The sequence below is a fragment of the Streptomyces noursei ATCC 11455 genome (genome assembly GCF_001704275.1).
GTDB classification, from domain to species: domain Bacteria; phylum Actinomycetota; class Actinomycetes; order Streptomycetales; family Streptomycetaceae; genus Streptomyces; species Streptomyces noursei.
Window position 1 is genome coordinate 3,181,876 of sequence record NZ_CP011533.1, and the last position, 26,991, is coordinate 3,208,866.

At 71.7% G+C, this 26,991-nt stretch carries 21 protein-coding genes, 5 tRNA genes and 1 pseudogene; 10 read left to right on the plus strand and 17 right to left on the minus strand.

Features of this window, described 5'->3' with window-relative positions:
* Positions 1 to 122: 122 nt before the first annotated feature.
* The 9 genes from SNOUR_RS13140 to SNOUR_RS47130 form a co-directional block, all read right to left on the minus strand.
* A tRNA-Glu gene (locus tag SNOUR_RS13140) sits at positions 123 to 195 on the minus strand.
* 21 nt (positions 196 to 216) lie between these two features.
* Positions 217 to 288, minus strand: a tRNA-Gln gene (locus SNOUR_RS13145).
* 16 nt (positions 289 to 304) lie between these two features.
* Positions 305 to 377, minus strand: a tRNA-Glu gene (locus tag SNOUR_RS13150).
* A 62-nt stretch (positions 378 to 439) separates the two neighbouring features.
* Positions 440 to 512, minus strand: a tRNA-Glu gene (locus SNOUR_RS13155).
* A 21-nt stretch (positions 513 to 533) separates the two neighbouring features.
* A tRNA-Gln gene (locus tag SNOUR_RS13160) sits at positions 534 to 605 on the minus strand.
* A 90-nt stretch (positions 606 to 695) separates the two neighbouring features.
* Positions 696 to 1,421, minus strand: a complete 726-nt coding sequence (locus tag SNOUR_RS13165) for an HAD family hydrolase (RefSeq protein WP_067346679.1) — start codon at positions 1,419 to 1,421, stop codon at positions 696 to 698.
* Positions 1,422 to 1,511: 90 nt separating this feature from the next.
* Positions 1,512 to 3,002, minus strand: coding sequence for a glutamate--tRNA ligase (gltX, locus tag SNOUR_RS13170; RefSeq protein ID WP_067346680.1), 1,491 nt, complete (start codon positions 3,000 to 3,002; stop codon positions 1,512 to 1,514).
* Positions 2,995 to 3,756, minus strand: a complete 762-nt coding sequence (locus SNOUR_RS13175; protein WP_039632480.1) for a fumarylacetoacetate hydrolase family protein — start codon at positions 3,754 to 3,756, stop codon at positions 2,995 to 2,997. Before SNOUR_RS13175 ends, gltX begins: the two co-directional genes overlap by 8 nt.
* A gap of 81 nt (positions 3,757 to 3,837) precedes the next feature.
* Positions 3,838 to 4,011 carry a hypothetical protein gene (locus SNOUR_RS47130; protein WP_099055686.1) on the minus strand — a complete coding sequence of 58 codons (174 nt, stop codon included), beginning with the start codon at positions 4,009 to 4,011 and terminating at the stop codon, positions 3,838 to 3,840.
* Positions 4,012 to 4,620: 609 nt separating this feature from the next.
* On the opposite strand from SNOUR_RS47130, the gene SNOUR_RS13185 reads away from it, so the two are divergent.
* The 8 genes from SNOUR_RS13185 to SNOUR_RS13220 all read left to right on the plus strand — a co-directional run bounded on the left by SNOUR_RS13185 (position 4,621) and on the right by SNOUR_RS13220 (position 14,905).
* Positions 4,621 to 8,193: a sensor histidine kinase gene (locus SNOUR_RS13185; protein WP_067346684.1), complete on the plus strand. Its 3,573-nt coding sequence runs from the start codon at positions 4,621 to 4,623 to the stop codon at positions 8,191 to 8,193.
* Positions 8,194 to 8,202: 9 nt separating this feature from the next.
* Positions 8,203 to 8,616 carry a roadblock/LC7 domain-containing protein gene (locus tag SNOUR_RS13190; RefSeq protein ID WP_039632486.1) on the plus strand — a complete coding sequence of 138 codons (414 nt, stop codon included), beginning with the start codon at positions 8,203 to 8,205 and terminating at the stop codon, positions 8,614 to 8,616.
* 113 nt (positions 8,617 to 8,729) lie between these two features.
* On the plus strand, positions 8,730 to 9,140 hold the full coding sequence (locus SNOUR_RS13195) for a DUF742 domain-containing protein (protein ID WP_018542538.1): 411 nt from the start codon (positions 8,730 to 8,732) through the stop codon (positions 9,138 to 9,140).
* On the plus strand, positions 9,121 to 9,714 hold the full coding sequence (locus tag SNOUR_RS13200) for a GTP-binding protein (RefSeq protein WP_067346685.1): 594 nt from the start codon (positions 9,121 to 9,123) through the stop codon (positions 9,712 to 9,714). The genes SNOUR_RS13195 and SNOUR_RS13200 overlap by 20 nt, the downstream gene beginning before the upstream one ends.
* A 401-nt stretch (positions 9,715 to 10,115) precedes the next feature.
* The gene (locus SNOUR_RS13205) at positions 10,116 to 13,202 is read left to right on the plus strand and encodes a sensor histidine kinase (protein WP_079142589.1); all 3,087 of its coding nucleotides are present in this window, start codon (positions 10,116 to 10,118) and stop codon (positions 13,200 to 13,202) included.
* A gap of 10 nt (positions 13,203 to 13,212) precedes the next feature.
* Positions 13,213 to 13,626 carry a roadblock/LC7 domain-containing protein gene (locus SNOUR_RS13210; protein WP_018542541.1) on the plus strand — a complete coding sequence of 138 codons (414 nt, stop codon included), beginning with the start codon at positions 13,213 to 13,215 and terminating at the stop codon, positions 13,624 to 13,626.
* A gap of 84 nt (positions 13,627 to 13,710) precedes the next feature.
* Entirely contained in the window at positions 13,711 to 14,346 is a 636-nt protein-coding gene (locus SNOUR_RS13215) for a DUF742 domain-containing protein (RefSeq protein ID WP_067346687.1), read from the plus strand.
* Positions 14,327 to 14,905 (plus strand): GTP-binding protein, encoded by a 579-nt coding sequence (locus SNOUR_RS13220; protein WP_073447656.1) that lies wholly within the window; start codon positions 14,327 to 14,329, stop codon positions 14,903 to 14,905. The genes SNOUR_RS13215 and SNOUR_RS13220 overlap by 20 nt, the downstream gene beginning before the upstream one ends.
* 171 nt (positions 14,906 to 15,076) lie before the next feature.
* Here SNOUR_RS13220 and SNOUR_RS13225 read toward each other — a convergent pair whose 3' ends face one another.
* A complete protein-coding gene (locus SNOUR_RS13225) occupies positions 15,077 to 15,967 on the minus strand; it encodes a DAK2 domain-containing protein (RefSeq protein ID WP_312632561.1) in 891 nt (296 codons plus the stop codon).
* On the opposite strand from SNOUR_RS13225, the pseudogene SNOUR_RS49245 reads away from it, so the two are divergent.
* A pseudogene (locus SNOUR_RS49245) lies at positions 15,968 to 16,105 on the plus strand (MFS transporter); the annotation flags it as partial. It abuts the gene before it with no gap.
* Between the two features lie 79 nt (positions 16,106 to 16,184).
* On the opposite strand, the gene SNOUR_RS13230 reads toward SNOUR_RS49245, so the two are convergent.
* From SNOUR_RS13230 to SNOUR_RS13240, 3 genes are all read right to left on the minus strand, one after another.
* Positions 16,185 to 16,397, minus strand: coding sequence for an acyl-CoA carboxylase epsilon subunit (locus SNOUR_RS13230; RefSeq protein ID WP_067346688.1), 213 nt, complete (start codon positions 16,395 to 16,397; stop codon positions 16,185 to 16,187).
* A 44-nt stretch (positions 16,398 to 16,441) separates the two neighbouring features.
* Positions 16,442 to 18,025, minus strand: coding sequence for an acyl-CoA carboxylase subunit beta (locus tag SNOUR_RS13235; protein ID WP_067346690.1), 1,584 nt, complete (start codon positions 18,023 to 18,025; stop codon positions 16,442 to 16,444).
* 217 nt (positions 18,026 to 18,242) lie between these two features.
* Positions 18,243 to 20,693 carry a polysaccharide lyase 8 family protein gene (locus SNOUR_RS13240; protein ID WP_079142591.1) on the minus strand — a complete coding sequence of 817 codons (2,451 nt, stop codon included), beginning with the start codon at positions 20,691 to 20,693 and terminating at the stop codon, positions 18,243 to 18,245.
* A 256-nt stretch (positions 20,694 to 20,949) separates the two neighbouring features.
* Between SNOUR_RS13240 and SNOUR_RS13245 the strand changes: the two genes are divergently transcribed.
* Positions 20,950 to 21,579 (plus strand): YceI family protein, encoded by a 630-nt coding sequence (locus SNOUR_RS13245; RefSeq protein ID WP_067346692.1) that lies wholly within the window; start codon positions 20,950 to 20,952, stop codon positions 21,577 to 21,579.
* A 264-nt stretch (positions 21,580 to 21,843) separates the two neighbouring features.
* On the opposite strand, the gene cimA is transcribed toward SNOUR_RS13245, so the two are convergent.
* The 4 genes from cimA to SNOUR_RS13265 all read right to left on the minus strand — a co-directional run bounded on the left by cimA (position 21,844) and on the right by SNOUR_RS13265 (position 26,911).
* Complete coding sequence (cimA, locus tag SNOUR_RS13250; protein ID WP_067346694.1) at positions 21,844 to 23,454, minus strand: citramalate synthase; 1,611 nt, start codon at positions 23,452 to 23,454, stop codon at positions 21,844 to 21,846.
* Positions 23,455 to 23,734: 280 nt separating this feature from the next.
* A complete protein-coding gene (locus tag SNOUR_RS13255) occupies positions 23,735 to 25,048 on the minus strand; it encodes an MFS transporter (protein WP_067346696.1) in 1,314 nt (437 codons plus the stop codon).
* 160 nt (positions 25,049 to 25,208) lie between these two features.
* A complete protein-coding gene (locus SNOUR_RS13260; protein ID WP_039632510.1) occupies positions 25,209 to 25,826 on the minus strand; it encodes a TetR/AcrR family transcriptional regulator in 618 nt (205 codons plus the stop codon).
* A 44-nt stretch (positions 25,827 to 25,870) separates the two neighbouring features.
* Positions 25,871 to 26,911 (minus strand): agmatine deiminase family protein, encoded by a 1,041-nt coding sequence (locus SNOUR_RS13265; RefSeq protein ID WP_067346697.1) that lies wholly within the window; start codon positions 26,909 to 26,911, stop codon positions 25,871 to 25,873.
* Between the last annotated feature and the right edge of the window lie 80 nt (positions 26,912 to 26,991).

Consider the following 26,991-nt stretch of genomic DNA (forward strand, 5'->3'; position numbering starts at 1 on the left):
GCCGCCACCTCCCGCCGCGCACCAACCGCCCGGCCGCACAAGGCCGTTGGACACCGACACGAGTTGCCATACGAGAACAGCAGAAAGGCCCTCCGCATGATGCGGAGGGCCTTTCTTCGATGTACCCCCGACCGGATTCGAACCGGCGCTACCGCCTTGAGAGGGCGGCGTGCTAGGCCGCTACACAACGGGGGCCTTGCAGATGAGCTCTGCGAGCTGGCCTACCTGGACTCGAACCAAGACTAACTGAACCAGAATCAGTCGTGCTGCCAATTACACCATAGGCCATGGTGGTGTAGACCAGTACCCCCGACCGGATTCGAACCGGCGCTACCGCCTTGAGAGGGCGGCGTGCTAGGCCGCTACACAACGGGGGCCCTAGCGATCCTGCGTGAGTGACAGTGGGTGCGACCCGGACTGCCTCCCCGAGAAGGATCTGTACCCCCGACCGGATTCGAACCGGCGCTACCGCCTTGAGAGGGCGGCGTGCTAGGCCGCTACACAACGGGGGCCTTGCAGATGAGCTCTGCGAGCTGGCCTACCTGGACTCGAACCAAGACTAACTGAACCAGAATCAGTCGTGCTGCCAATTACACCATAGGCCATCAAAGTGCAACCCCCAGTGGGGGGCCTTGCCTTGATCTGCGCTTTCCGGTCCGGGCCTTTCGGCCCTCTCGGGCGGCGCAGGAAGAACATTACCTGATCGCGGAGGGTGCTCCAAAACCGATAACCCCGCGCACCAACTCGGGGAGCTCGGCCAGCCCTCGGATCCGGCGCACCCCCGGCGGCGGCTGCTCCTCGGCACCCGCGCGATCCAGCCACACGGCCGCCAGGCCGGCGTCCCGGGCACCCAGGCCGTCGACGTCGAGACGGTCACCCACGTAGAGCACCTCGGTCGGTGGCAGCCCGAGGGACGCACAGGCTCCCAGGAAGGCCTCCGGGGCGGGCTTGGCGTATCCCAGGCCGTCGGCGCACAGCACCGCCTCGAAGTGGTCCCGGATGCCCAGGGTGGTCAGCTTGCGCTCCTGGTTGGCGGTGGAGGAGTTCGAGAGCACCGCCTGGCGCACCAGGGGGGCCAGTGCCTCCAGGGTCGGCGCGGAGTCCGGGAAGAGCTCCCAGGACGCCTCGTAGTGGGCGACGTAGCGGGCGAACCAGGCGTCCGCCTCCGTGTCGCTCAGCGGGGCGCCCAGGAACGTCCGGGCGCGGGCCCTGCGGTGCTCCAGGAAGCCCAGCTCGCCCGCGAGGAACCGGGCGAACTCGGTCTCCATCGCGTGCCGCCAGCGGGCCAGCGCCGCCGCCTCGCCGCCGTACGCGGCCAGCAGCCCCTCGGCCCGCAGGTGGCGCAGCACGCCGGCGCGGTCGGAGCCGGTGTAGTCGAAGAGGGTGTCGTCGATGTCCCAGAGGACGGCATGGAGGGGCATGCCGGGAATCTAACGGGCGGTGGGCGGGAAAGGGGGCGGGCCCGGAAGCGGGGTCGCTTCCGGGCCCGGGGTCCCTCGGGTGCGGTCGGGTCAGGCGGTCAGCTTGGCCAGGGCCGCGTCGATGCGGGCGAGGGTGCGCTCCTTGCCGAGGATCTCCAGGGACTCGAAGAGGGGGAGACCGACGGTGCGGCCGGTGACGGCCACCCGGACCGGGGCCTGGGCCTTGCCGAGCTTGAGGCCGTGCTGCTCGCCGGCGGCGAGGACGGCCTGCTTGAGGGGCTCGGGGCCGGCGGTCCAGTCCGCGGACTCCAGGTTGGCGCGGGCGGTGGTGAGCAGGGCCACCGGGTCGCCCTTCATGGCCTTGGTCCAGGACGCCTCGTCGTCGACCGGCTCGGTGCGGAAGAGGAAGTCGACGTTGGCGGTGATCTCGGAGAGGACGGTCAGGCGGGTCTGGGCGTGCGGGGCGATCGCCTGCCACGCGGCCTGGTCGAAGTCCGCGGGCTCCCAGTTGGCGAAGGGGGCCTTCAGCCAGGGCTCGCAGGCCGCGGTGAAGTCCTTCACGTCGAGCCGGCGGATGTGCTCGGCGTTGATCGCCTCGGCCTTCTTGAGGTCGAAGCGGGCCGGGTTGGCGTTGACGTCCGCGATGTCGAACTTCTCGATCATCTCGGGGATGGTGAAGATGTCCTGGTCCGCGGAGAACGACCAGCCCAGCAGGGACAGGTAGTTCAGCAGGCCCTCGGGGAGGAAGCCGCGCTCCCGGTAGAGGTTGAGGTTGGCCTGGGGGTCGCGCTTGGAGAGCTTCTTGTTGCCCTCGCCCATGACGTAGGGCAGGTGGCCGAACTCGGGGACGGCCGAGGCGATGCCCAGCTCGATCAGGGCCCGGTAGAGGGCGATCTGGCGGGGGGTGGAGGAGAGCAGGTCCTCGCCGCGCAGGACGTGGGTGATGCCCATCAGGGCGTCGTCGACCGGGTTGACGAGGGTGTAGAGCGGGGCCCCGTTGGCGCGGACGATGCCGTAGTCCGGGACGTTCTCCGGGGTGAAGGTCAGTTCGCCGCGGACCAGGTCGGTGAAGGCGATGGGCGCGTCGGGCATCCGGAAGCGGACGATCGAGGCGCGGCCCTCGGCCTCGTAGGCGGCCTTCTGCTCGGCGGTCAGCTCGCGGCAGGTGCCGTCGTAACCGGAGGGCTTGCCGGCCTTGCGGGCGGCCTCGCGGCGGGCGTCGAGCTCTTCGGTGGTGCAGTAGCAGTGGTAGGCGTGGCCGGCGGCGAGCAGCTTCTCGGCGACGTCCTTGTAGCGGTCCATCCGCTGCGACTGGCGGTAGGGGGCGTGCGGGCCGCCGACCTCGGGGCCCTCGTCCCAGTCGAAGCCGAGCCAGTGGAACGAGTCCAGCAGCTGGTTGTAGGACTCCTCGGAGTCGCGGGCCGCGTCGGTGTCCTCGATGCGGAAGACCAGCTGGCCGCCGGTGTGCCGGGCGTAGGCCCAGTTGAACAGGGCGGTACGGACCAGGCCGACGTGCGGGTTGCCGGTCGGGGAGGGACAGAAACGTACGCGGACGGGGGTTCCGGGGGTCGCGTTAGCCACGCTTGATCACCTTGTTGGTGAGAGTGCCGATGCCTTCGATGGTGACGGCGACCACGTCGCCGACGTTGAGCGGGCCGACCCCGGCCGGGGTGCCCGTGAGGACGACGTCGCCGGGGAGCAGCGTCATCGCCTCGGTGATGTGGACGATCAGGTCCTCGATCGGGCGGACCATCTCGCTGGTGCGGCCGAGCTGGCGCTGTTCGCCGTTGACCGTGCACTGGATGGTGAGGTCGCTCGGGTCGAGGTCCGTCTCGATCCAGGGGCCCAGGGGGCAGGAGCTGTCGAAGCCCTTGGCCCGGGCCCACTGCTTCTCGCGGCGCTGGACGTCACGCGCGGTGACGTCGTTGGCGCAGGTGTAGCCGAGGATGACGTCCTTGACCCGCTCGCGGGGCACCTCGCGGCACATCCGGCCGATGACGACGGCCAGCTCCGCTTCGTGGTGCAGCTCCTGGGAGAAGGAGGGGTAGGTGATGGGGTCGCCGGACCCGATCACCGACGTCGACGGTTTGAAGAAGGTGACCGGCGTGTCCGGGACCTCGTTGCCCAGTTCGGCGGCGTGCTCGGCGTAGTTGCGGCCGATCGCCACGACCTTGTTGGGGAGGACCGGCGGCAACAGCCGCACCTTGTCGAGGGGGACCTTTTGGCCCGAGCGCTCGAATTCCGCGAACGGATGCCCCTTGATGACGTCGAGTTCGTCTCCTTCGAGGACACCGAAGCCGACGTTGCCGTCGATGGAGAATCTGGCGATGCGCACGGGTTGCCGCTGCCCCTCATGATCATTGGCCGGAGTTGACACTCCAGGCTATCGCGGGGGCCTGCGCGCATCGCCGTCCGTTCAGGCCGTGACGTCCTGCTTCGGCAGGTCGTTCAGGACGGTGCGGCGGGGATTGGCGGTCTGGCGGGGCAGGTCGACGGTGTGCTCCGGGGCCTCCAGGGTGCCGAGCTCCTCGGCGTCCTCCAGGTGGGCCAGGGTGGTGCGCCGCGGGTTGGCTATGTTGCGGAACATCATCGTCGTCTTCACTGCGGTATGCCTCGCGTCTGGTCGGGAAGAGTTGCCGAACGTTGCATTTCTGCGCGTTGTCGTTTTACGCAACTGTGTAAAGCGTCAGGCTAAGCGCGCTATTCCCTGCGGATCAGCGGGAAAGTCGGCGATCTTCCTGTGAGTTTCCTCACGAAGGGTGTGACATATGCCGCATTTCCCTTGATCAACATCCATGGTCGAAACGGACATTGCCGGATTGAACCGCATGTTCCGCTCCTGATCACCGCACCTGGGACAAGGGGCGAGGGTGGGCGACTCGCGGGTAAAAGTCCGGAATCATGCGGGCCGTCTTCAACCGGTCGTAACGCATTCCGTACATTGCGTCACCCATGTCACGGTGACCGGCTCCGCTCTTGTTGGAGATCCGGCACTGTGCTGGAATTCCACGGACCGCCGCACTTTTCGCCGGCGCGCAGAGGCGCGAAGGAGCGCCGCGCGGTGGTGCCGCTCCCTCTGCCAGAGGGGATGGCCCGCCGGTCATCACGACCGCCACGGGGGACTTCGCGGTCCCCCTTCGACTCGACACCGTCCCGCCGTTGGCGCGGTGGGACGCCTGGTCCAGAGGTTGCGACGCTAGTGCAGGGACGTTTCAAGAGGGATGGCAACGCTGCGGCGGACCCGGAGCTGCGCGGCGGCACAGACCGCGGCCAGACTCCGGGTGATGACGCCGCGGACGGCGGCAAGCCCAAGAACAGCCCCAGCGGGCCCGGCAGTCGAATAGCGCTGCGCAACTGGCGCATCAGCACCCGGCTCGTCTCGCTGCTCGCGCTCCCCGTCGTCGCGGCGACGACCCTGGGCGCCCTGCGCGTCAACACCGAGCTGGACAACATCGACCAGCTCGACAAGATGCAGCTGCTCACCGAGATGACCCGGCAGGCCACCGAGCTCGCCGACGCCCTCCAGGTCGAGCGCGACAAGTCGGCCGGCCCGCTGGCCGGTACCGGCAACGTCAAGGACGACGCCAGTGTGGTGGCCCCGCGCGAGGCCACCGACCGCGCCAAGGTCTCCTTCAACCAGGCCACCGGCGACATCAAGCCCGACGACGCCACCATGGCCGGCGTCCGGGCGACCGTCCTGGAGATCGGCCGCCAGCTCAACACCCTCAACGAGATCCGCGCCAACGCCTACAAGGACGACAACAACGTCGCGCGGACCGTCACCGACTACAACCAGCTGATCGCCTCCCTGCTGGACCTCTCGCAGGACATGGCGCAGGCCACCAGCAACCCGGAGATGATCCGCAGCACCCGTGCCCTGGCGGCGTTCTCGTCGGCCAAGGAGTACGCGTCGATCCAGCGCGCCCTGGTCAGTGCCGGTCTGGCACACTCGGGCGGCCCGCAGCTCTCCGCCAACGACCGGCAGGCCGGCCGCAGCGCCGAGGACAACGAGAAGGCCGCCCGGGACCGCTTCTCGCAGATCTACAGCGGCAACGCCGGTGCCCTCACCCGCGGTCTGGACGGCAACAACGACGAGATCAAGGCCGCGTACGCGTTCGCGCACCGGGCCTTCGCCAGCACGAACGGCATCCGCAGCCAGGAGTACAAGTACCTGGACTGGTACGACTCCGACACCGTCAAGATCGACGAGATGTCGCGGATCGAGACCTCGCTGCTGTCCGAGATGGAGCAGAAGTCCCGCGAGCTGCGCAACGCCGCGACCCAGGACGCGATCCTCAACGGCGCGGTGATCCTGCTGGTCCTCGGCGTCTCGCTGGTCGGCGCGTTCGTCGTGGCCCGCTCCATGGTCCGCTCGCTGCGCCGGCTCCAGGACACCGCGCAGAAGGTCGCCCAGGACCGACTGCCCGAGCTGGTCAAGCAGCTGTCCGAGTCCGACCCGCAGGACGTGGACACCTCCGTCGAGTCGGTCGGTGTGCACAGCCGGGACGAGATCGGCCGGGTGGCCGCGGCGTTCGACGACGTCCACCGCGAGGCGGTCCGGCTGGCGTCCGAGCAGGCGCTGCTGCGGGGCAACGTCAACGCGATGTTCACCAACCTCTCGCGCCGCTCCCAGGGCCTGATCCAGCGTCAGCTCTCGCTGATCTCCGAACTGGAGTCCCGTGAGGCCGACCCGGACCAGCTCTCCTCGCTCTTCAAGCTCGACCACCTCGCCACCCGCATGCGCCGTAACGGCGAGAACCTCCTCGTCCTCGCGGGTGAGGAGCCGGGCCGCCGGTGGACCCGTCCGGTGCCGCTGGTCGACGTCCTGCGGGCCGCCGCCTCCGAGGTGGAGCAGTACGAGCGGATCGAGCTGAACGCGGTCCCGCAGACCGAGGTCGCCGGCCGGGTCGTCAACGACCTCGTGCACCTGCTCGCCGAGCTGCTGGAGAACGCGACCTCGTTCTCCTCGCCGCAGACCAAGGTCAAGGTGACCGGCCACGCGCTGCCCGACGGCCGCGTCCTGGTCGAGATCCACGACACCGGCATCGGCCTCTCCCCCGAGGACCTGTCGGCGATCAACGAGCGGCTGGCCAGCCCGCCGACCGTGGACGTCTCGGTGTCCCGGCGGATGGGTCTGTTCGTGGTCGGCCGGCTGTCCCTGCGGCACGGCATCCGCATCCAGCTCCGGCCGTCCGACTCCGGCGGCACCACCGCACTGGTCATGCTGCCGGTCGACGTCGCCCAGGGCGGCAAGAAGCCGGCGCCCAGCACCGCCAAGAGCCCCGGCGAGGGCGGCGGCGCACCCAGCAGCCGGCTGGCCGGGCTGCAGCCGCGCGGCCAGGTCGGCTCCGGCCCCGGCGGGCGGCCCGCGCTGCCCGGCCGCGGTGGCCAGGGCGGCGCCCCGAACGCCTTCGGCTCGCCGGCTCCCGGCGGCCGCACCGCACCGTCCGCGCCCGGTCCGGGCGGTGACGCCGCCGGGGCGCGGCCCGCACTGCCGGTCCGTGGCGCGGAGGCGGGCCGCGGTGCCGAGGACGGCCGCACCCCGACCGTGGCGCCGCCCGCCGGCCTGCCCGGACGCGAGGAGCGGCCGCAGCTGCCGACCCGGAACGCGGCGGCCGAACTGCCGGGCGGCGGGGCCGGAGCGGCTCCCGCGGACGCCGGGCGGACGGGCGACGCGCCCCTGGGCGTGCGCCGGGACCGCGGCTCCGACGACGACTGGCCGATGACGCCCCGCGAGGCGCAGGACCGGCCGCGGGGCCACGAGGAGCCGGAGACCACCGGCACCTTCCAGCGGCCCGCGCCGGCCGCCGGCCCCGGTGACACCTCCGCGTTCGCCCGGCCCGGCTTCGGCGGGCCGCGGCCCGGCGCGGGTCGGGACGGCGCGGGTCGGGGCGGTGCGGGTCGGGGCGGTGCCCCGGCCGCGGACCGCGAGCCGACCTGGGCGGCCGCCGGACCCGGCGACACCGGGCAGTTCCCGCAGCCGGACGCCGACACCGGGCACTTCGAGACCACCGGGCAGTTCCCCCGGCCGGACGCCGACACCGGACCGTTCGAGACCACCGGACAGTTCCCGCGGCCCGACGCCGACACCGAACCGTTCGAGACCACCGGACAGTTCCCGCGCCCCGCGACCGGGCGCGCGGAGCCGGCCGGGCAGGTCCGGCAGCCGGACGCCGGACGGGCCCCGGCGGGCCAGGACCCGCTCGGCGACCCGCTGAGCGGTCCGCTCCGCGGCGACCCGCTCGGCACCACGGACGCCCGCCCCGTCGACGACCGCACGCCGATCTTCGACACCATCGAGTCCAACTGGTTCAACACTCCGGCGGCGGCCGCCGCCGGTGTGCCGCCGCTGCCGCGCCGCGACGGTGGCCAGGACGGCGCCGCGCCGGGTGACACGCCCGCCGGCGGCGTGCCGGCCGCCGGTGCGCCGGCGGGCGGTGCCGCCCGCGAGGGCGCCCCGGCCGACGCCGGCGCACAGTGGCGGACCTCGCCGAACGACGAGACGTGGCGGCAGGCGGAGCAGATCCGCCAGCCGGCCTCGGGCGGGGTCACCACGTCCGGGCTGCCCCGCCGGGTGCCGCGCGCCAATCTCGTCGCCGGCACCGCGCAGCAGCAGGCCCCGCAGGGCGGTCCGCAGGTCTCCCGCGCGCCCAGCGACGTGCGCGGCCGGCTGACCAATCTCCGCCGGGGCATCCAGCAGGGCCGGCAGGCCGGGACGTCGTCCACCGGCAACCACGGCATTGTCGATCCCTCTCACCAGCAGGAGCGTTAGTTGAGTCCGATGAGCCAGGCGGCGCAGAATCTGAACTGGTTGATCACCAACTTCGTGGACAACACCCCCGGGGTGTCCCACACGGTGGTGGTCTCCGCGGACGGGCTGCTCCTCGCGATGTCCGAGGGGTTCCCTCGTGACCGAGCCGACCAGTTGGCGGCGGTGGCCTCCGGCCTGACGTCGCTGACCTCGGGTGCCTCCCGCATCTTCGAGGGCGGGACGGTCAACCAGACCGTGGTGGAGATGGAGCGCGGCTTCCTCTTCATCATGTCCGTCTCCGACGGGTCGTCGCTGGCCGTACTGGCGCACCCGGAGTGCGACATCGGCCTCGTCGGCTACGAGATGGCCCTGCTGGTCGACCGTGCGGGCACCGTCCTGACGCCCGATCTGCGTGCAGAACTGCAGGGCAGTCTGCTGAACTGAGTGCCCGCGGCGTCCGCAGCGCCGCACCGCACCCGGTAACCCCTCATCCATCCACGCCGTACCCCCCACCGGCCCAACCCGACGACACGTCAGTTGTCCCGCCCGGAGGATCCATGACCCCGCCACCCGCCACTTCCGGCCCGTACGGCGCCTACAGCCCAGCGCCGTACGGGAGCGAAGGTGACCAACCGCTGGTGCGCCCGTACGCCATGACCGGAGGCCGGACCCGGCCGCGCTACCAGCTCGCCATAGAGGCACTGGTCAGCACCACGGCCGACCCGTCCCAACTGCCCGGCCTGCTCCCCGAGCACCAGCGGATCTGCCACCTGTGCCGCGAGGTGAAGTCGGTGGCCGAGGTCTCCGCACTGCTGCACATCCCGCTCGGCGTGGCGCGCATCCTGGTGGCCGACCTGGCGGAGGCCGGGATGGTGGCCATCCACCAGCCCGGCGGCAGCGGCGAGGCGGGCGGCACGCCGGACGTGACCCTGCTGGAGAGGGTGCTCAGTGGACTTCGCAAGCTCTGACGACGGCACCGCGCCGAGCCCGGCCCGCTCCACCACCTCGGCGAAGATCGTGGTGGCGGGCGGCTTCGGCGTGGGCAAGACCACGTTCGTCGGCGCCGTCTCGGAGATCAACCCGCTGCGCACGGAGGCCGTGATGACCTCCGCGTCGGCGGGGATCGACGACCTCAGCCACGTCCAGGACAAGACGACCACGACCGTGGCGATGGACTTCGGCCGGATCACCCTGGACGAGGACCTGATCCTGTACCTGTTCGGTACGCCGGGCCAGGACCGCTTCTGGTTCATGTGGGACGACCTGGTCCGCGGCGCCATCGGCGCGGTGGTCCTCGTCGACACCCGGCGACTGGCCGACTGCTTCCCGGCCGTCGACTACTTCGAGAACAGCGGCCTGCCCTTCGTCATCGCCCTCAACGGCTTTGAGGGGCACCAGCCGCACACCCCGGACGAGGTCCGGGAGGCGCTCCAGATCGGGCCGGGGACCCCGATCATCACCACCGACGCGCGGCACCGCGCGGAGGCCAAGAGCGCGCTCATCACGCTCGTGGAGCACGCGCTGATGGCCCGCCTGCAGTAGTGACGGCCGGACGGCCCGCCCGCTGACCGGCGGGGGCCGTACGGCAGGCGTCACCGGGGGGGCCATCACCCCTGCCCTGGAGCGGTTCCCGCCGCCGGGGGGTTGATCTGTGTCCTTCGCCACGCCCGTCCAGGGCTTCATAACGTTTCGACAGTGAATCGGCCGGCCTTCGACACCGCGCGCGCATGGCCGGCTTCGCTGCGCTCACATTTCTCCCGCCTTTTGCCGCGCCTCGCCCTTAACGCCCCTTTTATCTGGCGCTTTTCCAGAGCCGCTTCGGCTCTGTCCGGTGTTTGGAACGCACTGCCCTGACGTGCTGAAATTCGCTGAACTCCGGAGTAGTAACGCCCAGAAGAAACGGCACTGCAATCCCGTGCCGTCGCCGAGAGGTTGTTGGTCGAGTGAGGCGAAGCACGACGAGCCCCGAGCCGCAGGAACCGCGGCGGGGCAACTTCACGCCGCCACCACGCGAGAGTGGCGCACCGGCTTCCGACGCTTCCGAGAATCCGGTCGCGAAGCCTCCGGTCAGTGGCGGCAAGTACTCCCCGCGCAACTGGCGGGTGGCCACCCGCCTGAACGCCATTCTGCTGATCCCGGTTCTGGTCGCCCTGGTCTTCGGTGGGCTGCGGGTCAACAATTCCTTCAGCACCTGGCAGGACGCCCAGAACGCCGAGAACACCGCGAAGCTCGTGCGCGCCGCGCTTTCCTACAGCAACGCGCTCATCGACGAGCGGGACCGCACCGCCGCCCCGCTCCTCAAGGGCCGGCAGGACGACCCGGTCGTCCAGGAGGCACGGGACGCGACCGACACGGCCGCGCAGGCGTTCCACGAGGCCGCCAAGAACATGCCGGACGAGCCGGGCCTCAAGCGCCGGATGGCGCTGTTCGAGAAGACCGAGCCCAAGCTGGCGCAGCTGCGGCAGGTCGCCTTCACCTCCAAGCTCACGGGCGTGCAGACCGAAGAGGGCTACGTCGAGATCCAGCACCCGCTGATGGAGTTCGCCAACGAACTCGGTCTCGGCACCGGCAACATCACCTCCTACGGGCGCACCGTGTACGCGGTCGCACTGGCGAAGGCCGCCGAGTCGCTGACCCGCTCCATCGGCACCCACCTCCTGGTCGACCCGGCGTCCCCGCAGGGCGGCAAGGAGCACAAGCTCCAGCTGACCGCGTTCGCGTCGTACCGCTACCTGGAGGGCATCGCCATCGGCGAGTACACCTCCGGTGGTACGCCCGACGACGTGGCGCGGCTGAAGTCGGACGCCGGCAAGCTCCAGCAGGCGGCGCAGCAGCAGATCGCCCGCGCGAAGTCGCAGGCGCAGGCGGCCGGCCAGACGTTCCACGCCCCACCGTCGCCGGACCAGATGAGCACGCTGATCGCCTCCGGCGCCGCGCCGGAAGCGCTGGCCCTCAAGGGCGTCACCCCGGACGCGTTCTTCCAGGCCGCCACCGGCAAGTTCGACATGTACCGGGGCATCGAGAAGGACCTGGCCGACAAGGCGGTGAACGAGGCCGCGCAGATCTCCTCGGACGCCAAGTGGTCCACCTTCCAGGACTCCGGCATCGTGCTGGCCGCGCTGATCATCGCGTTCGTGGTGGCCGGGCTGATGGCCCGCCGGATGAGCCGCAACATGCGGGAGCTGCGCAACGCGGCCTTCGGCGTCGCCGAGCAGCGGCTGCCGATGCTGGTCGACCAGCTCTCCCGCACCGACCCGGGCCGGGTCGACACCCGCGTGACCCCGATCCCGATCGCCACCACCGACGAGATCGGCGAGGTCGCCCGCGCCTTCGACCAGGTGCACCGCGAGGCGGTCCGGCTGGCCGCCGAGCAGGCGCTGCTGCGGGGCAACGTCAACGCGATCTTCACCAACCTCTCCAGCCGCAACCAGGGCCTGATCGAGCGCCAGTTGGAGCTGATCACCCACCTGGAGAACAACGAGGCCGACCCGGACCAGCTGGAGAACCTCTTCCGGCTCGACCACCTCGCGACGCGCATGCGCCGCAACGGAGAGAACCTCCTGATCCTCGCGGGCGAGGAGCCGGGCCGCCGGTGGAACCAGCCGGTGCCGCTGATCGACGTGCTGCGGGCGGCGACGTCCGAGGTCGAGTCGTACGAGCGGGTCGAGCTCAGCGGGGTCCCGGAGAGCGAGATCCACGGCACCGCCGTGACCGACCTCATCCACCTGCTGTCCGAGCTGCTGGAGAACGCCACCACGTTCTCCTCCCCGCAGACCAAGGTGAAGGTGGCCGCGACCCGGCTGCCCGACGGCCGGATCATGATCGAGATCCACGACAAGGGCATCGGGCTGACCCCCGAGGACTTCGCGGACATCAACCACAAGCTGGCCAACCCGCCGAGCGTGGACGCCGCGATCTCCCAGCGGATGGGCCTGTTCGTGGTCGGTCGGCTGGCCGACCGGCACGGGATCCGGGTCCAGCTGCGCCCCTCGGGCGAGCAGGCCGGCACCACGTCGCTGGTCATGCTGCCGGACGCGATCACCCATGGCGGTGGCGGCGACGAGCAGTTCGACGACGCCTTCACCGTCTCCCGGATCGTCCCCGAGCACCAGCAGGCGTCGTTCGACGACGGTCACCGCACCGCCGCCGAACTGGGCTTCGACGACGGCTTCCACGGGCACCCCGGTGCCCCGGCCGGGCTGGACCCGGTGGGCCGCTCCCTGCTGCGCGAGGAGCGCCGGGCGGCCCTGGAGGCCCAGACGGCCGCCGGACACCCCGCGCCCGAACCGGTCGACAACCGACCGCTGTTCCGCGACGAGCTGCCCGTCGACGGCCACCATGAGCAGCCCGCGTCCTATGCGGAGCCCGGCCTGCCGCTGTACGACGACCGCTCCTTCGGCGGCGAGGCGTTCGGCGACCCGACGCTCTCGGAGACCACCGGCCAGTACCCCTATGTGCCGCAGGACGGCGGCCGGTTCGACGGCTGGGCCGAACCCCCTGTGCACGAGGGCCACTTCGGAACCGAAGCGGAATCTGACCGGAATCCACCTGCCGCTCCCGCTGATGCGTCTGAGCGCGTAACATTCGAGCGTCCCGGCCCTACCGAGAGCGCGATCCACTCGCTGACCGACGCTGGCCTTCCGCGCCGCGGAGCCAGCTCGCCGCACGGTCAGCAGGAGCCCGCACCGGAGACCGGCCAGGACGAAGGCTCCGTCTGGCGCAGCGAGAACGACGATCGCTGGCAGCGGGCGGGGCGACTGCGCCAGCCGACGGCGGGCGGGGTCACCGCTTCCGGCCTCCCCCGGCGGGTGCCCAAGGCCAATTTGGTCGAGGGCACCGCGGAGCAGAGCGCGCAGGGCGGCCCCCAGGTCTCCCGCGCTCCGGAGGATGTCCGCGGCAGGCTGAGCAATCTGCGCCGCGGTGTCCAGCAGGGGCGTAGCGCCGGCACCGGCACGGATCCCTCCTCGGGGGTCCCCCAGAATGACCAACAGGGCTTCGGCCCCGGCAGCACCTACGATCAGGAGCGTTAGTGTGAGCCCGATGAGCCAGGCGGCGCAGAATCTGAACTGGTTGATCACCAACTTCGTGGAGAACACCCCCGGGGTGTCCCACACGGTCGTGGTCTCCGCGGACGGTCTCCTCCTCGCGATGTCCGAGGGGTTCCCTCGTGACAGAGCCGATCAGCTGGCGGCGGTGGCCTCCGGCCTGACGTCGCTGACCTCCGGCGCGTCCCGCATCTTCGAGGGCGGGAGCGTCAACCAGACCGTGGTGGAGATGGAGCGCGGCTTCCTCTTCATCATGTCCGTCTCCGACGGATCGTCGCTGGCCGTACTGGCGCACCCGGAGTGCGACATCGGCCTCGTCGGCTACGAGATGGCCCTGCTGGTCGACCGTGCGGGCACCGTCCTGACGCCCGATCTGCGTGCAGAACTGCAGGGCAGCCTTCTCAACTAGCAGACAGGCAGTGCGTTTCCCGCCACCGCACCATAGGGTTCGGTGGCGCGACCGGCGTCAGACAGGCAAGTTGGAGGAGGAGACGTGGCAACGCCCCCGAGCGGCTACCCGTATGGATCCGGACAGCAGTCCGGTCCCCAGGGCGAGACCCATCAGAACCGCTTCAACTTCCCGTCTGCGCCCAGCCGCAGGCCGCAGCGGCCCCAGCCGCCGCAGCCTCAGCAGCGTCCCGCTCAGCAGCAGAGCCCGTACGGTTCCCGGCCCTACGGGCCCCCGCCGTCCGAGCCCTCGCCGTACGACCAGCCGCAGGCGCCGCGCATCCAGCCGGTGCAGCCGCCGCGGCCGAGGCCCGAGCCGACCGCCCCCACCGGGGGCGCGAACAACCCGCTCGTGCGGCCGTACGCGATGACCGGAGGCCGGACCCGGCCGCGCTACCAGCTCGCCATCGAGGCGCTGGTCAGCACGACCGCCGACCCCGCGAAGCTGCAGGGCCAGCTGCCGGAGCACCAACGCATCTGCCACCTCTGCCGTGAGATCAAATCAGTGGCCGAGATCTCGGCCCTTCTCTCCATCCCCCTCGGCGTCGCCCGGATCCTCGTCGCCGACCTGGCGGAGGCCGGACTCGTCGCCATCCATCAGCCCGGCGGGGACGAGACCGCCGGCGGACAGCCAGATGTGACACTGCTCGAAAGGGTGCTCAGTGGACTTCGCAAGCTCTAGCGGTGCAGCCCGCTCCACCACCTCGGCGAAGATCGTGGTGGCGGGCGGCTTCGGCGTGGGCAAGACCACGTTCGTCGGGGCCGTCTCAGAGATCAACCCGCTGCGCACCGAAGCCGTGATGACCTCCGCATCGGCGGGCATCGACGACCTCACGCACGCACCGGACAAGACGACCACGACCGTGGCCATGGACTTCGGCCGGATCACCCTGGACCAGGACCTGATCCTCTACCTGTTCGGCACGCCCGGCCAGGACCGCTTCTGGTTCATGTGGGACGACCTGGTCCGCGGCGCCATCGGCGCGGTGGTCCTCGTCGACACCCGACGGCTCGCCGACTGCTTCCCGGCCGTCGACTACTTCGAGAACAGCGGCCTGCCCTTCGTCATCGCCCTCAACGGCTTCGACGGGCACCAGCCCTACACCCCGGACGAGGTCCGGGAGGCGCTCCAGATCGGCCCGGACGCGCCGATCATCACCACCGACGCGCGGCACCGCAGCGAGGCCAAGAGCGCGCTGATCACGCTCGTGGAGCACGCGCTGATGGCCCGGCTGCGCTGACGTCCTCCCGGCGCGGGTCCGTATCGGTCCCCGCCGGGCACGCGGCCTCGGCGCCGCATCGCGAAAGGCCCCCGCACACCTGCCAGGTGCGGGGGCCTTCGCATGCGTGTCGTGGCCGGCGGTCAGCGGTCAGCGGTCAGCGGTCAGCGGTCAGCGGTCAGCGGTCAGCGGTCAGCGCAGCGTTCCGCCGATCGCGGTCAGGAGCAGCGCGAGGGAGACCGCGCCGGCGTCCGGGTGGCCGTGGCCGCGCACTCCCATGCGGGCCGCGCGGCCGCGGGTCGGGATGAGGCGGGCGGTGTCCGCGGCGGCCCGGGTGGCGGCCTCCGCCGCGGTCCGCCACGCCGCGGTCCGCCACGCCGTGGGCAGGCCGTCGGCGGCGCGGGCGCGCAGCTCCCGGCGGAACGGGTCCAGGGCGTCCAGGAGGGTCTTCTCCCCCACCTCGGCGCCGCCGAGTTCGCCGACGGCCCGCTGGGCGGCGTCCGCCGCGTCGGCGAGCAGCGCCGCCCATCCGGCGCCCTCCGGGGCCCGGACGAGAACGGCGCCGGTCTCGGCGAGCAGGGCGCCGTACAGCGCGCCGGACGCGCCGCCCGAGGCGTCGGCCGGCGCCAGCCCGGCGGCGAGCAGCGCGGTCCCGGCCGACCGTGGATCGCCGTCCGGGCCGGGCTCGGCCGCACGGGCCGCGGCGGCGGCCGCCCGCAGGCCCCGGACGATGCCGATGCCGTGGTCGCCGTCCCCGGCCACCGCGTCCAGCCGCCCCAGCTCCGCCTCGTTGGCCGCGACCAACTCCAGCGCGGCATGGAGCGCCGCCGTCACGGGCAGTCCCCCACCGGGGGATGTGTCGTCCCGTAGGGGCTGCGGGGCGGCGTCCCGTACGGGTCCGTCCCCGCCCGGCGTACCGGTGGACGGGCCGGCGGGCACGACCGCCCGCACGCTGGGCTGCACACCAGTCCGCGCGTCGATCGGCACGTCGATCTGCGCGTCGGCCGGCACGTCGGACCGCACGTCGGCCGGCACGTCGGACCGCACGTCGGCCGGCGCGTCGGGCCGTGCGTCAGATGCCACCCCCTCTCCGCTCTGGTGCCGGCGCTCGCCCCGGACAACAAGGGCGGCGCGATGGCGCTGCTCAACCTGGGCGCGGGGGGTGCGGCGTTCGTCGGGCCGGCGATCGTCGCCGTCTTCCTTCCGCAGGGGTCCGGCGGTGCCGGTTCGGATACGCCGAGGCGGCGGCCCCCACACCTCGGGTGGGGGCCGCCGCCTCGGCGCGCACGTGCGTACCGGGTCAGCGCTGCCAGCTGGTGGCGCCGTGGAAGCCCATCTGGCGCTCCAGTCGGCGCCAGCGGGCGGCGGTGGAGTGCGGGCCGGTGGTGGCCGAGGGACGGTGGGCGGCACGGGCCAGGAGGACGGCGGTCAGGGCGGCGAGTTCCTCCTCGCTGGCCTGACCCTTCTCGACGCGGATGGGAGCGGCGGCGGCACTGCGCTGGGCAGCATTCACAGCGGTCTCGATTCTCCGTGGACGGACGTGGGGGTGGCGGTGGACTACTGCGGCGGGTTGCCGTGCTTGCGGGCCGGGAGGTCCGCGTGCTTGGTGCGCAGCATTTCCAGGGCGCGGATGAGGGTGTGGCGGGTCTCGGCGGGGTCGATGACGTCGTCGACCAGGCCGCGCTCGGCCGCGTAGTAGGGGTGCATCAGCTCGGACTTGTACTCCTTGACCATGCGGGTGCGCATGGCGTCGGAGTCGTCGGCCTCGGCGATCTGCTTGCGGAAGATGACGTTGGCGGCGCCCTCGGCGCCCATCACGGCGATCTCGTTGGTGGGCCAGGCATACGTCAGGTCGGCACCGATGGACTGGGAGTCCATGACGATGTAGGCGCCACCGTACGCCTTGCGCAGCACGATGGAGATGCGCGGCACGGTGGCGTTGCAGTACGCGTACAGCAGCTTGGCGCCGTGCCGGATGATGCCGCCGTGCTCCTGGTCGACGCCGGGCAGGAAGCCGGGGACGTCCAGCAGCGTGACGAGCGGGATGTTGAACGCGTCGCACATCTGGACGAAGCGGGCGGCCTTCTCGGACGCCTCGATGTCCAGGACACCGGCCAGCGACTGCGGCTGGTTGGCGATGATGCCCACCACCCGGCCGTCGAAGCGGGTCAACGCGCAGATGATGTTGGTGGCCCAGCGCTCGTGGACCTCCAGGTACTCGCCGTCGTCGACGATCTCCTCGATGACCTTGCGCATGTCATAGGGGCGGTTGCCGTCGGCCGGGACCAGGTCCAGCAGCGCGTCCCCGGAGCGGTCGGCGGGGTCCTCGCAGGCCACCACCGGCGGGTTCTCCCGGTTGTTGGCCGGCAGCAGGGAGAGCAGGTAGCGGACCTCTTCGAGGCAGGTGACCTCGTCGTCGTAGGCGAAGTGCGCCACCCCGGAGGTCTCGGCGTGCACGTCCGCACCGCCCAGACCGTTCTGGGTGATCTCCTCGCCGGTCACCGCGCGGACCACGTCGGGGCCGGTGATGAACATCTGCGAGGTGTCGCGGACCATGAACACGAAGTCGGTCAGGGCCGGCGAGTAGGCCGCACCGCCGGCGCACGGGCCGAGCATGACGCTTATCTGCGGGATGACGCCGGACGCCTTGGTGTTGCGCTGGAAGATGCCGCCGTAGCCGGCGAGCGCAGAGACGCCCTCCTGGATACGGGCGCCGGCGCCGTCGTTGAGGGAGATCAGCGGGGCGCCGGCCTGGATGGCCATGTCCATGATCTTGTGGATCTTCGTGGCGTGGGCCTCGCCCAGCGCGCCGCCGAAGATCCGGAAGTCGTGTGCGTAGACGAAGACGGTCCGGCCGTGGACCGTGCCCCAACCCGTGATCACACCGTCCGTGTACGGCTTCTTGGCCTCCAGGCCGAAGCCGGTGGCGCGGTGCCGACGCAGCGGCTCGACCTCGTTGAAGGAACCCTCGTCCAGCAGCAGGTCGATCCGCTCGCGCGCCGTCAGCTTGCCCTTGGCACGCTGCGCTTCGGTGGCTCGCTCGCTGGGGCCTCGCCGCACCTGCTCACGGATCGCGTGCAGTTCGGCGACGCGCCCGCGGGCATCGTTGGCGCCGGCGGGCACATCTTCGACAGTGGTCATGTATCGACGGTACGTGGGCGAGGCCCCCTACACCGATGTCGGTTTCGTACAACGTCGGACGCGATTTCGTGGGCAGGCGGTACAGAACCCCGCTGCCCGAGGCCCGAGGACCGGGCTGTGGCGGGGTGGACACGGTGTCCAGCGTCTGTACGGTGCCGACAAACGCCAGCCGGGTGATGTTGTGCCCGGCCGACGGTTTGGCCCGGCCCGCGAGCGGTCAGCGCAGCAGCACCGTGCAGGTGTGGGTGGCACAGGCGGTGCCGGGCGTCAACCGCAACCGCAGGGTGTCGCCGGTGCCCCGCACCTCGACGGAAGGGTCGTGGCGGAGGACCGCGCGGACCGGCCGTGACCAGGTGATGCGGAGGGGGTCGCCGGTGCGGGTGGGGGCCGCGGCGCACAGGGTCGCGGTGCGGCCGGTCCGGCCGGGGACACGTCGCTCGCGGATCAGCACGCTGGCGGGGCCGTCGGCGGCAAGCGGGCCCGCGGTGCCGGCCCGCCAGAAGTTGGCGGCGGTTACGCCGAGCGGGTCCACGGCGATCGCCTGGCGGTCGGGGTCGTTGGCGAGCACGGTCAGCCAGTGCCGGTCGGCGGCGCGGGCGGCGAGGGCGCTCCGGGTGACGCCGGGCATCAGGAGGTAGGCGTAGCCGGCGTCCGTGGGGTCGGTGCCGTGGTCGTACCAGAGCGTGAGGTAGCGGCGGGTGTACGGGTCGGTGGTGGAGGTGGTGTTGATCTCGGACCAGCGGCCGGTGCGGTCCTCGCGCAGGACCTGGAGGCGGGCGCCGCCGGGCGATCCGGGGAAGACCCAGCCGCCGTGGCCCGCGAGGTGGGCCCAGCGGGCGCGGGGCAGGACGGTGGTGCGGCCGAGGGCGGTGGGCCGGCGGACGCCGTCGACGGTGAGGGCGGCGGTACCCCGCTCCCCCAGGTTGCGGTTGTCGACGACGGTCTCGGCGGGGACGCCGTCGCGGGCGGTGATGCCGGCGCCGAGGCAGACCACGCAGTCGGCGAGGGCGAACCAGGATTTGCGGGCGGTGAGGGTGGAGGCCAGGCCGCGCAGGTCCTGGCCGACGGCGGCGTAACTGCCGTCGGTGGTGCCGCCGACCCAGCGGGCGGCGGGTTTGGGCTCGCCCCAGCCGCCGCCCTCGTTGTCGGCGAGCCGCTTGGTGGAGACGGTGGTGCCGGGGAGCCGGTAGGGGTCGACGGTGGGCCAGAAAGCGTCGGTGTACTGGTCGCCGGCCCGGCCCGCGGGCCACCAGTAGAGCATTCCGGAGCCGGTGTGCCAGCCGTGCCGGTTCTCGCCGTTGCCGTTCTCGTAGTGGGTGATGCGGTCGGAGGCCATGGCCAGGCCGGCGGTCCAGCCGGGGCGGCGGTGCACGGCGCGGTCCATGGCGGGGAAGAGGCGGTGGCCGACGGGTTCGGGGGCGGCGGGCGCGGGGCCGGCGTCGACGGCGGCGAGGCGGGCGAGGTCGGCGACGGTGTACTGGCGGTCGGTGAGGATCGGCAGGGTGCGGTCGCGGGCGATCCAGCCCTTGATCATGGCGTGCCAGCGGTCGCGTTCGGCGGGGGCGGCGGCGTCGGCGAGCAGGGCGATGGCGGCGATCAGGGCGTGGCCGTGGCGGTGGTCGCTGTGCAGGAGGCGCCGTTCGTCGGCGCGCAGGTAACCACGGCTGATGGCGCGCCCGTTGACGCTGTCCATGATCAGGCCGTCGTGGAGCAGCGGGGCGTAGGCGTGCTCGACGCTGTCGAGGATGATCTGCCGGTTGGGGTCGGTGACCTCCCAGGCGGAGCCGCGCAGCAGGGTGAAGAGGCGGCCGAGGCCGTCGAGGAGGACCGCGCCGTAGGTGCCGGAGTAGGCGACCCAGGTGTGTTGGACGAAGGAGCCGTCGGCGTAGAGGCCGTCGCCCTGGGTGACGTAGGGGAAGACCGGGGAGAGGGCGTCGCGGGCCAGGGCGATCTTGGCGGGGGCGCGGCCGAGGACGCCGCGGAGGGCGACGACCCGGCAGAGGTCGACGCGGTTGGCGCCGGTGCTGGTGCCGGTGTAGGCGCCGAGCGCGCGGTCGGGGACGAAGTGGTCGACGGCGGCGAGGCAGCGGGTGCGGAGGGCGTCGCCGGCACCGTCGGGGAGGTGCTCGTCGAGGACGGCGAGGGTGTCGAGCAGGAGTCTGGGGGTGCCGATCTGCCATTCCCACCAGTTGCCGTAGGGGGTGGTGGCGGGGTGGTAGACGGTGCGGTCGAGGTGGTCCAGGCCGGTACGGACGGCGGTGGCGAGGTCGGGGTCGTCGGTGCGGCCGGTGCCGAGCTGCGCCCAGGCCAGCGCCATGGTGGCGAGGCGGCTGTAGCTGCGGGTGACGCCGGACGGCGGGTCGTAGGGGCTGTCCGGCCAGAGGGAGTCGGCGGCCGGACGCATGGTGCGGTGGAAGGTGCCGGCCAGGTCGCCGGTCTCCTTGAGCGCGGTGGCGTAGGGGGCGGCGGTGGGGTCGTAGCCGGTGCCGAGGGCGAGGTCGCACCAGCGGCGGCGGAGGGTGGCGTACGGGTCGACGGGGGTGGTGGCCGCCGGTGCGGCGGACGCCGGTGCGGCGGCGGTGCCGAGCGCGAGGGTCAGTGCGCCGGCACCGGAGGCGGCCAGGAAGCCGCGGCGCGACCAGGCGGACGGGGTGGCTGCGGGCGACATGGTCGCTCCTCTCCGTGGCGTCAACTGGGGTGTGGCGCTGCGCACTTGGGAGTTCCCGATGGTCTAGCACGGGGCCGCGCGGGGCGGCAATGACCGCGCGTCGGGGGCGTGAGTGCCACCCGTTCGAAGGAATCCCGGAACGGAAAGGTTGAAAGTTGAACGAGATGCCGCTACGGTGAATCTCGTTGAACGTTAAACAACGTCGTTCGTTCGACCGCCGAGGCCTCCGCCGCGCTCCGCCCCCCGAGGAGAAGTCATGTCCCTGTTCCGCAAGCGCACCGCCGACCCCGCCCCCACCGCCGCTCCCGCTCCGGCCGCTGCCGCCGTGCTGGACGCGGACCCCGCGCTGGCCGCCCTGACCGGCGACTACACCATCGACCCGGCCCACAGCAGCATCGGCTTCACCGTCCGGCACGCCATGGTCACCAACGTCCGCGGCTCCTTCGGCGAGCACGAGGGCGTGCTGAAGCTGGACGGCGGCAACCCGGCCGCGTCCACCGCGCAGATCGACGTCAAGATCGCCAGCATCGACACCGGTATCGCCGACCGCGACGGCCACCTCAAGAGCGCCGACTTCTTCGACGCCGAGCAGTTCCCCCTGATGACCTTCCGCTCCAACGCGGTCGAGCAGCTCGACAGCGAGACGTACCGCGTCATCGGCGACCTGACGATCAAGGACGTCACCCGCCCGCTCGCCATCGACCTGGAGTTCAACGGCGCCGCCACCGACGTCTACGGTGCCCAGCGCGTCGGCTTCGAGGGCAGCGCCGAGATCCTCCGCTCCCAGTGGGGCCTGACCTGGAACGCGGCCCTGGAGACCGGCGGCGTCATGGTCAGTGACAAGGTCAAGCTGACCTTCGACATCTCGGCGGTCAAGGCCGCCTGACACCGAGCACCGGCTGTGCGGAGGGCCCCGGCAGGACGCCGCCGGGGCCCTCGCCGCTTTCCTGGCAGGGCCCCTCCCTCTCCCCAACCAGGGAGTCCCCGCCCCACGGACTCCCCACCCCGGAACCCGAAAGACAACGGGGCCTCCCCACCCCGTGGCGAGGCCCCTCCCCCACCTCCACCACACATGCGGTGAAGGTAACGCTCCGCACCGACCGTCGCCGGTGCCTGTGGACAACCGCGGCGCTCGTACGCGCCGCGGCGCTCACGCCTGCGGCGCGACCCCGGCGCGCAGCAGCCCGTAGGCATAGGCGTCGTCCAGTGCCTGCCAGGACGCCGCGATGACGTTCTCGGCGACGCCGACCGTCGACCACTCGCCGCGGCCGTCGCTGGTGGAGACCAGGACCCGGGTGATCGAGCCGGTGCCCAGGGCGCCCTCCAGGATGCGGACCTTGTAGTCCACGAGCTCCATCGAGGCCAGTTGGGGGTAGATCCGCTCCAGGGCCACCCGCAGCGCGCGGTCCAGTGCGTTGACCGGGCCGTTGCCCTCGGCGGTGGCCACGATCCGCTCGCCCTTGGCCCAGAGCTTCACGGTCGCCTCGTTGGCGTGGGTGCCGTCGGGGCGGTCCTCGACGATGGCGCGCCAGGATTCGACGGTGAAGTAGCGCAGCGGCCTGCCGTCCACCTCCGCGCGCAGCAGCAGTTCGAAGCTGGCGTCGGCGGCTTCGTAGGTGTAGCCGGCCAGTTCCCGTTCCTTGACCCGCTCGACGACCCGGCCGACCAGTTCCCGGTCGTCGCCCAGGTCGATGCCGAGCTCCTTGCCCTTGAGCTCGATGGAGGCCCGGCCGGCCATGTCGGAGACCAGCATCCGCATGGTGTTGCCGACGAGCGCCGGGTCCATGTGCTGGTAGAGGTCCGGGTCCACCTTGATCGCGGAGGCGTGCAGCCCGGCCTTGTGGGCGAACGCGGAGACCCCGACGTAGGGCTGGTGGGTGGAGGGGGTGAGGTTGACGACCTCGGCGATGGCGTGCGAGATGCGGGTGGTCTCGGCGAGCTTGCCGGCCGGCAGGACCTGTCGGCCGTACTTGAGTTCCAGGGCGGCGACGACCGGGAAGAGGTTGGAGTTGCCGACCCGTTCGCCGTAGCCGTTGGCGGTGCACTGGACGTGGGTGGCGCCGGCGTCCACGGCGGCCAGGGTGTTGGCGACCGCGCAGCCGGTGTCGTCCTGGGCGTGGATGCCGAGTCGGGCGCCGGTGTCGGCGAGGACGGTGCGGACCACCGCGGTCACCTGTGCCGGCAGCATCCCGCCGTTGGTGTCGCAGAGCACCACGACGTCGGCGCCGGCGTCGGCGGCGGTGCGCACGACCTCCTTGGCATAGGTCGGGTCCAGTGCGTAGCCGTCGAAGAAGTGCTCGCAGTCGAGGAAGACGCGGCGGCCGTGGGCGCGCAGGTGGGCGATGGTGTCCCGGACCATCGCGAGGTTCTCCTCGGGCGTGGTGCGCAGGGCCAGTTCGACGTGGCGGACGTGGGACTTGGCGACCAGCGTGATGACCGGGGCGCCGGAGTCCAGGAGCGCGGCGACCTGGGGGTCGTCCTCGACGCGGACGCCGGCCTTGCGGGTGGCGCCGAAGGCGACCAGTTGGGCGTGTCGGAAGTCGATCTCCGCGCGGGCGCGCTGGAAGAACTCGGTGTCCCGTGGGTTGGCGCCGGGCCAGCCGCCTTCGATGAAGCCGACGCCGTAGTCGTCCAGGTGCCGGGCGATGGTCAGCTTGTCGGCGACGGTCAGGTTGATGCCCTCGCGCTGTGCGCCGTCGCGCAGCGTGGTGTCGAATACGTGGAAGGCGTCGGGAACGGCGGCTTCGGGAACGTCCGTCATGCTGGTCTGGCTCCTGTCGGGTCTCGGTCTACCGGAATAACCGGTTCCACCGTCCCTCCATGTTCCCTCGCGCTCCGCCTCCGGCGAGCGGGTGGGCCGGAAACGAAAAAACCTCTCGCGGGTGCGAGAGGTCTGCGCGCGGGTCTGGGACGACGATGGCCGCGCCGTACTCGGGTCGTACGGGCGGTCACTGCGGACCGGCGCGCCTGCTGCCAATAATCATGGCGAACGAGAGCACGGGGGCAGTCTGGCACATGACCGCCCCCGCCGTTGCTCCGTCTCAGGATGCGAGCACCCGCTCGCCGGTGCCGTCGCCGGTCTCCTTGCCGACCCGGTGCAGGTCGATCGTCCGGGTCTCCCGCATCGTCAGGTAGACGACCAGCGAGACCGCCGCGCAGCCGGAGACGTACCAGTAATAGCCGGACTCGATACCGCCGTTCTTGAACCAGAGGGCGACGTACTCGGCCGTGCCGCCGAAGAGGGCGTTGGCGATGGCGTACGGCAGGGCGACGCCCAGCGCGCGGATGCCGGTGGGGAACAGCTCGGCCTTCACACAGGCGTTGATCGAGGTGTAGCCGGTGACCACGACCAGTGCCAGCAGCGACAGGCCCAGGGCCGGCCAGAAGGAGCCGGCGTGCTTGAGCAGCGTCATGATCGGCACGGTCAGGAAGGTCGAGCCGAGGGCGAAGGTGATCAGCAGCGGGCGGCGGCCGATCCGGTCGGACAGCCTGCCGGCCAGCGGCTGGAGGCACATGAAGAGGAACAGCGCGCAGAAGCTCACCAGGGAGGCGGTGGGCTTGGACAGTCCGGCGGTGCCGGAGAGGTACTTGGTGAGGTAGGTGGTGTACGTGTAGTACGCCACCGTGCCGCCCATGGTGAGCGCGATGACCAGGAACGCCTCGCGCTTGTGGGCCCACAGCGCCTTCATGGTGCCGCGGTCGGGGTCGGTCCGGGTGTCGTCCTCGGCGTAGACGTCGGTCTCCAGCATGTTGCGGCGCAGGTAGAAGACGATGCCCGCGCCGAGTGCGCCGACGATGAACGGGATCCGCCAGGCCCAGCTGTGCAGTGCCTGCTCGGACATGCTGCGCTGGAGGATGATCTGCAGTGCCAGGCCGAGCAGTTGGCCGGCGGTCATCGACACGTACTGGAAGCTGGAGGCGAAGCCGCGGCGTTCGGGTGCGGACGCCTCGGTGAGGTAGGTGGCGCTGGCCGCGTACTCGCCGCCGACCGACAGGCCCTGCAGCATGCGGGCGACGAGCAGGACGGCGATGCCGCCGTAGCCGGCGACGGCGTAGGTCGGGGCGACGGCGATCAGGATGGCCGAGGCGGACATCAGGGTCACGGTCAGGGTGAGCGCGGCCTTGCGGCCCCGGCGGTCACCGACCCGGCCGAGCAGCCAGCCGCCGACCGGGCGCATGAAGAAGCCGACAGCGAAGATCCCCATGGTGTTCATGAGGTTGGCGGTGTCGTTCCCCTTGGGGAAGAACGCGTCGGCGAAGTACACCGCGAAACTGGCGTAGACGAACCAGTCGAACCACTCGACCATGTTGCCGGCCGAGCCGACCCAGATCTTCTTCCATTGCTCTCGTCCCATAGCCGATCACGGTCGCGGAGAGCGGGCCCGTCGGCAAGGGCCGGGGCGGCAACGATCGCGCGTACTTGCGTGCGTTGCGGTCACGGCTGTGGGCGGCGGGCGGCCGGTGGGGTCCGCGGGGCCGGTGCGGTGGGGTCCGCGGGGGCCGGTGCGGTGGTCGTCAGTCCGCGGTCGGGGTGAGCGATTCGTCCAGGAAGCGGCGGACCTCGTCGCGCGCCTGGTCGCGGTCGGTGCCGGGGAGGCCGACGACGAGGTGGGTGCCGAAGCCGTCGAGCAGGGCCCGGGTGCGGGTGGCGAAGCGTTCCGCGTCGACGGGTCGGAACTCGCCCTTGGAGGCGCCCTCGACGAGCAGGGCGACGAGGTCGCGGTGCCAGGCCAGCTCCAGGTCGAGCTGGCGTTCGCGGGTCTCTTCGTCGGCGTTCTGGGAGCGGACCCAGACCTCCAGCCACAGCGTCCAGCGCGGATCGCGGTGGCCTTCGGGGAGGTAGAGGTCGATCAGGGCGTCCAGTCGCTCCCGGGCGGAGACCCGGCGGGCGAGGGCGGCCCGGCGCTCGGCGCCGAGCTGCTCCTCGCTCCACTGGAGGGTCTGGAGCAGCAGCTCGTCCTTGGTGCCGAAGTAGTAGAGGATGTGGCCGCTGCTCATGCCGACCTCGCGGCCCAGTCCGGCCATGGTGAGCCGGTCCAGTCCCTCGGCGGCGATGGTGGCCATCGCCGCGGCCAGCACCTGTTCGCGCGGCTGGCTGAGCCGCCGCCGGGGGCGGCGTACGGGACCGGACACGGTGACCTCCGGGGTCGGGTCGGGCTGGGTCGATCAGGGGCGCATCAGACCTTCGGCTGCTGCTGGGTGATGCAGTGGATACCGCCACCCGCTGCGAAGATCGTACGGGCGTCCACCAGGGTGACGGTGCGCCCGGGGAACAGTCGGCGGAAGATCGCGGCCGCCTCCTCGTCGCGCGGGTCGTCGAAGGCGCACAGCACGATGCCGTCGTTGCACTGCAGGTGGTTGATGTAGGAGTAGTCGACCAGCTCGCCGTCCGCCTCGATGACGGTGGGGGCCGGGATCTCCACGACCTCCAGCTGGCGGCCCCGGGCGTCGGTGGACTCGCGCAGCACCTTGACGATCTCGTTGCAGATGGCGTGGTCGGGGTGGTCGGGGTCGGGCTGGGTGTGGACCATCACCACGCCGGGGCGGGCGAAGGCGGCGACGATGTCCACGTGGCCGCGGGTGCCGAACTGGCCGTAGTCGGCGTACAGGCCGCGCGGCAGCCAGATCGCCTTGGTGGTGCCGAGGTGGGCGTGGATCTCGGCCTCGACCTCTTCCTTGGTGCGGCCGGGGTTGCGGCCCGGGTCGAGCTGCACGGTGTCGGTGAGCAGCACGGTGCCCTCGCCGTCGACGTGGATGCCGCCGCCTTCGTTGACCAGGGAGGTCGCGTAGCGGCGGGCCCCGGCGAGCCCGGCGACCTGTTCGGCTATCTTCGCGTCGCGGTCCCAGGCGGCCCATTCCTGGGCGCCCCAGCCGTTGAACACCCAGTCCACGGCGGCCAGTTCGCCCTGGTCGTTGGTGAGGAAGGTGGGGCCGATGTCGCGCATCCAGGCGTCGTCGAGGGGGCGCTCGACGAGTTCGACGTCCTCGCCGAGCAGGGCGCGGGCGCCGTCCAGCTGGCCGGGTCCGGCGACCACGGTGACCGGCTCGTACTGCCGTACCGCGCGGGCGACCGCGGCCCAGGCGCGGCGGGCCTCGGCGAGCGTCTCGTCGCCCTCCGCGCCGAAGGTGAAGTTGGGGCCGGGCCAGGCCATCCAGGTGCGCTCGTGCGGGGCCCACTCGGGGGGCATGCGGAAGCCGTCGGCGGCGGGCGTGTTCATACGGGGTCCTCGGTCCTCGGGGTGCGCGCGGGGTCGCGGAGCGGAAGGAAGGGCGGGGTGGGCGCCGCACCGGTCGCATC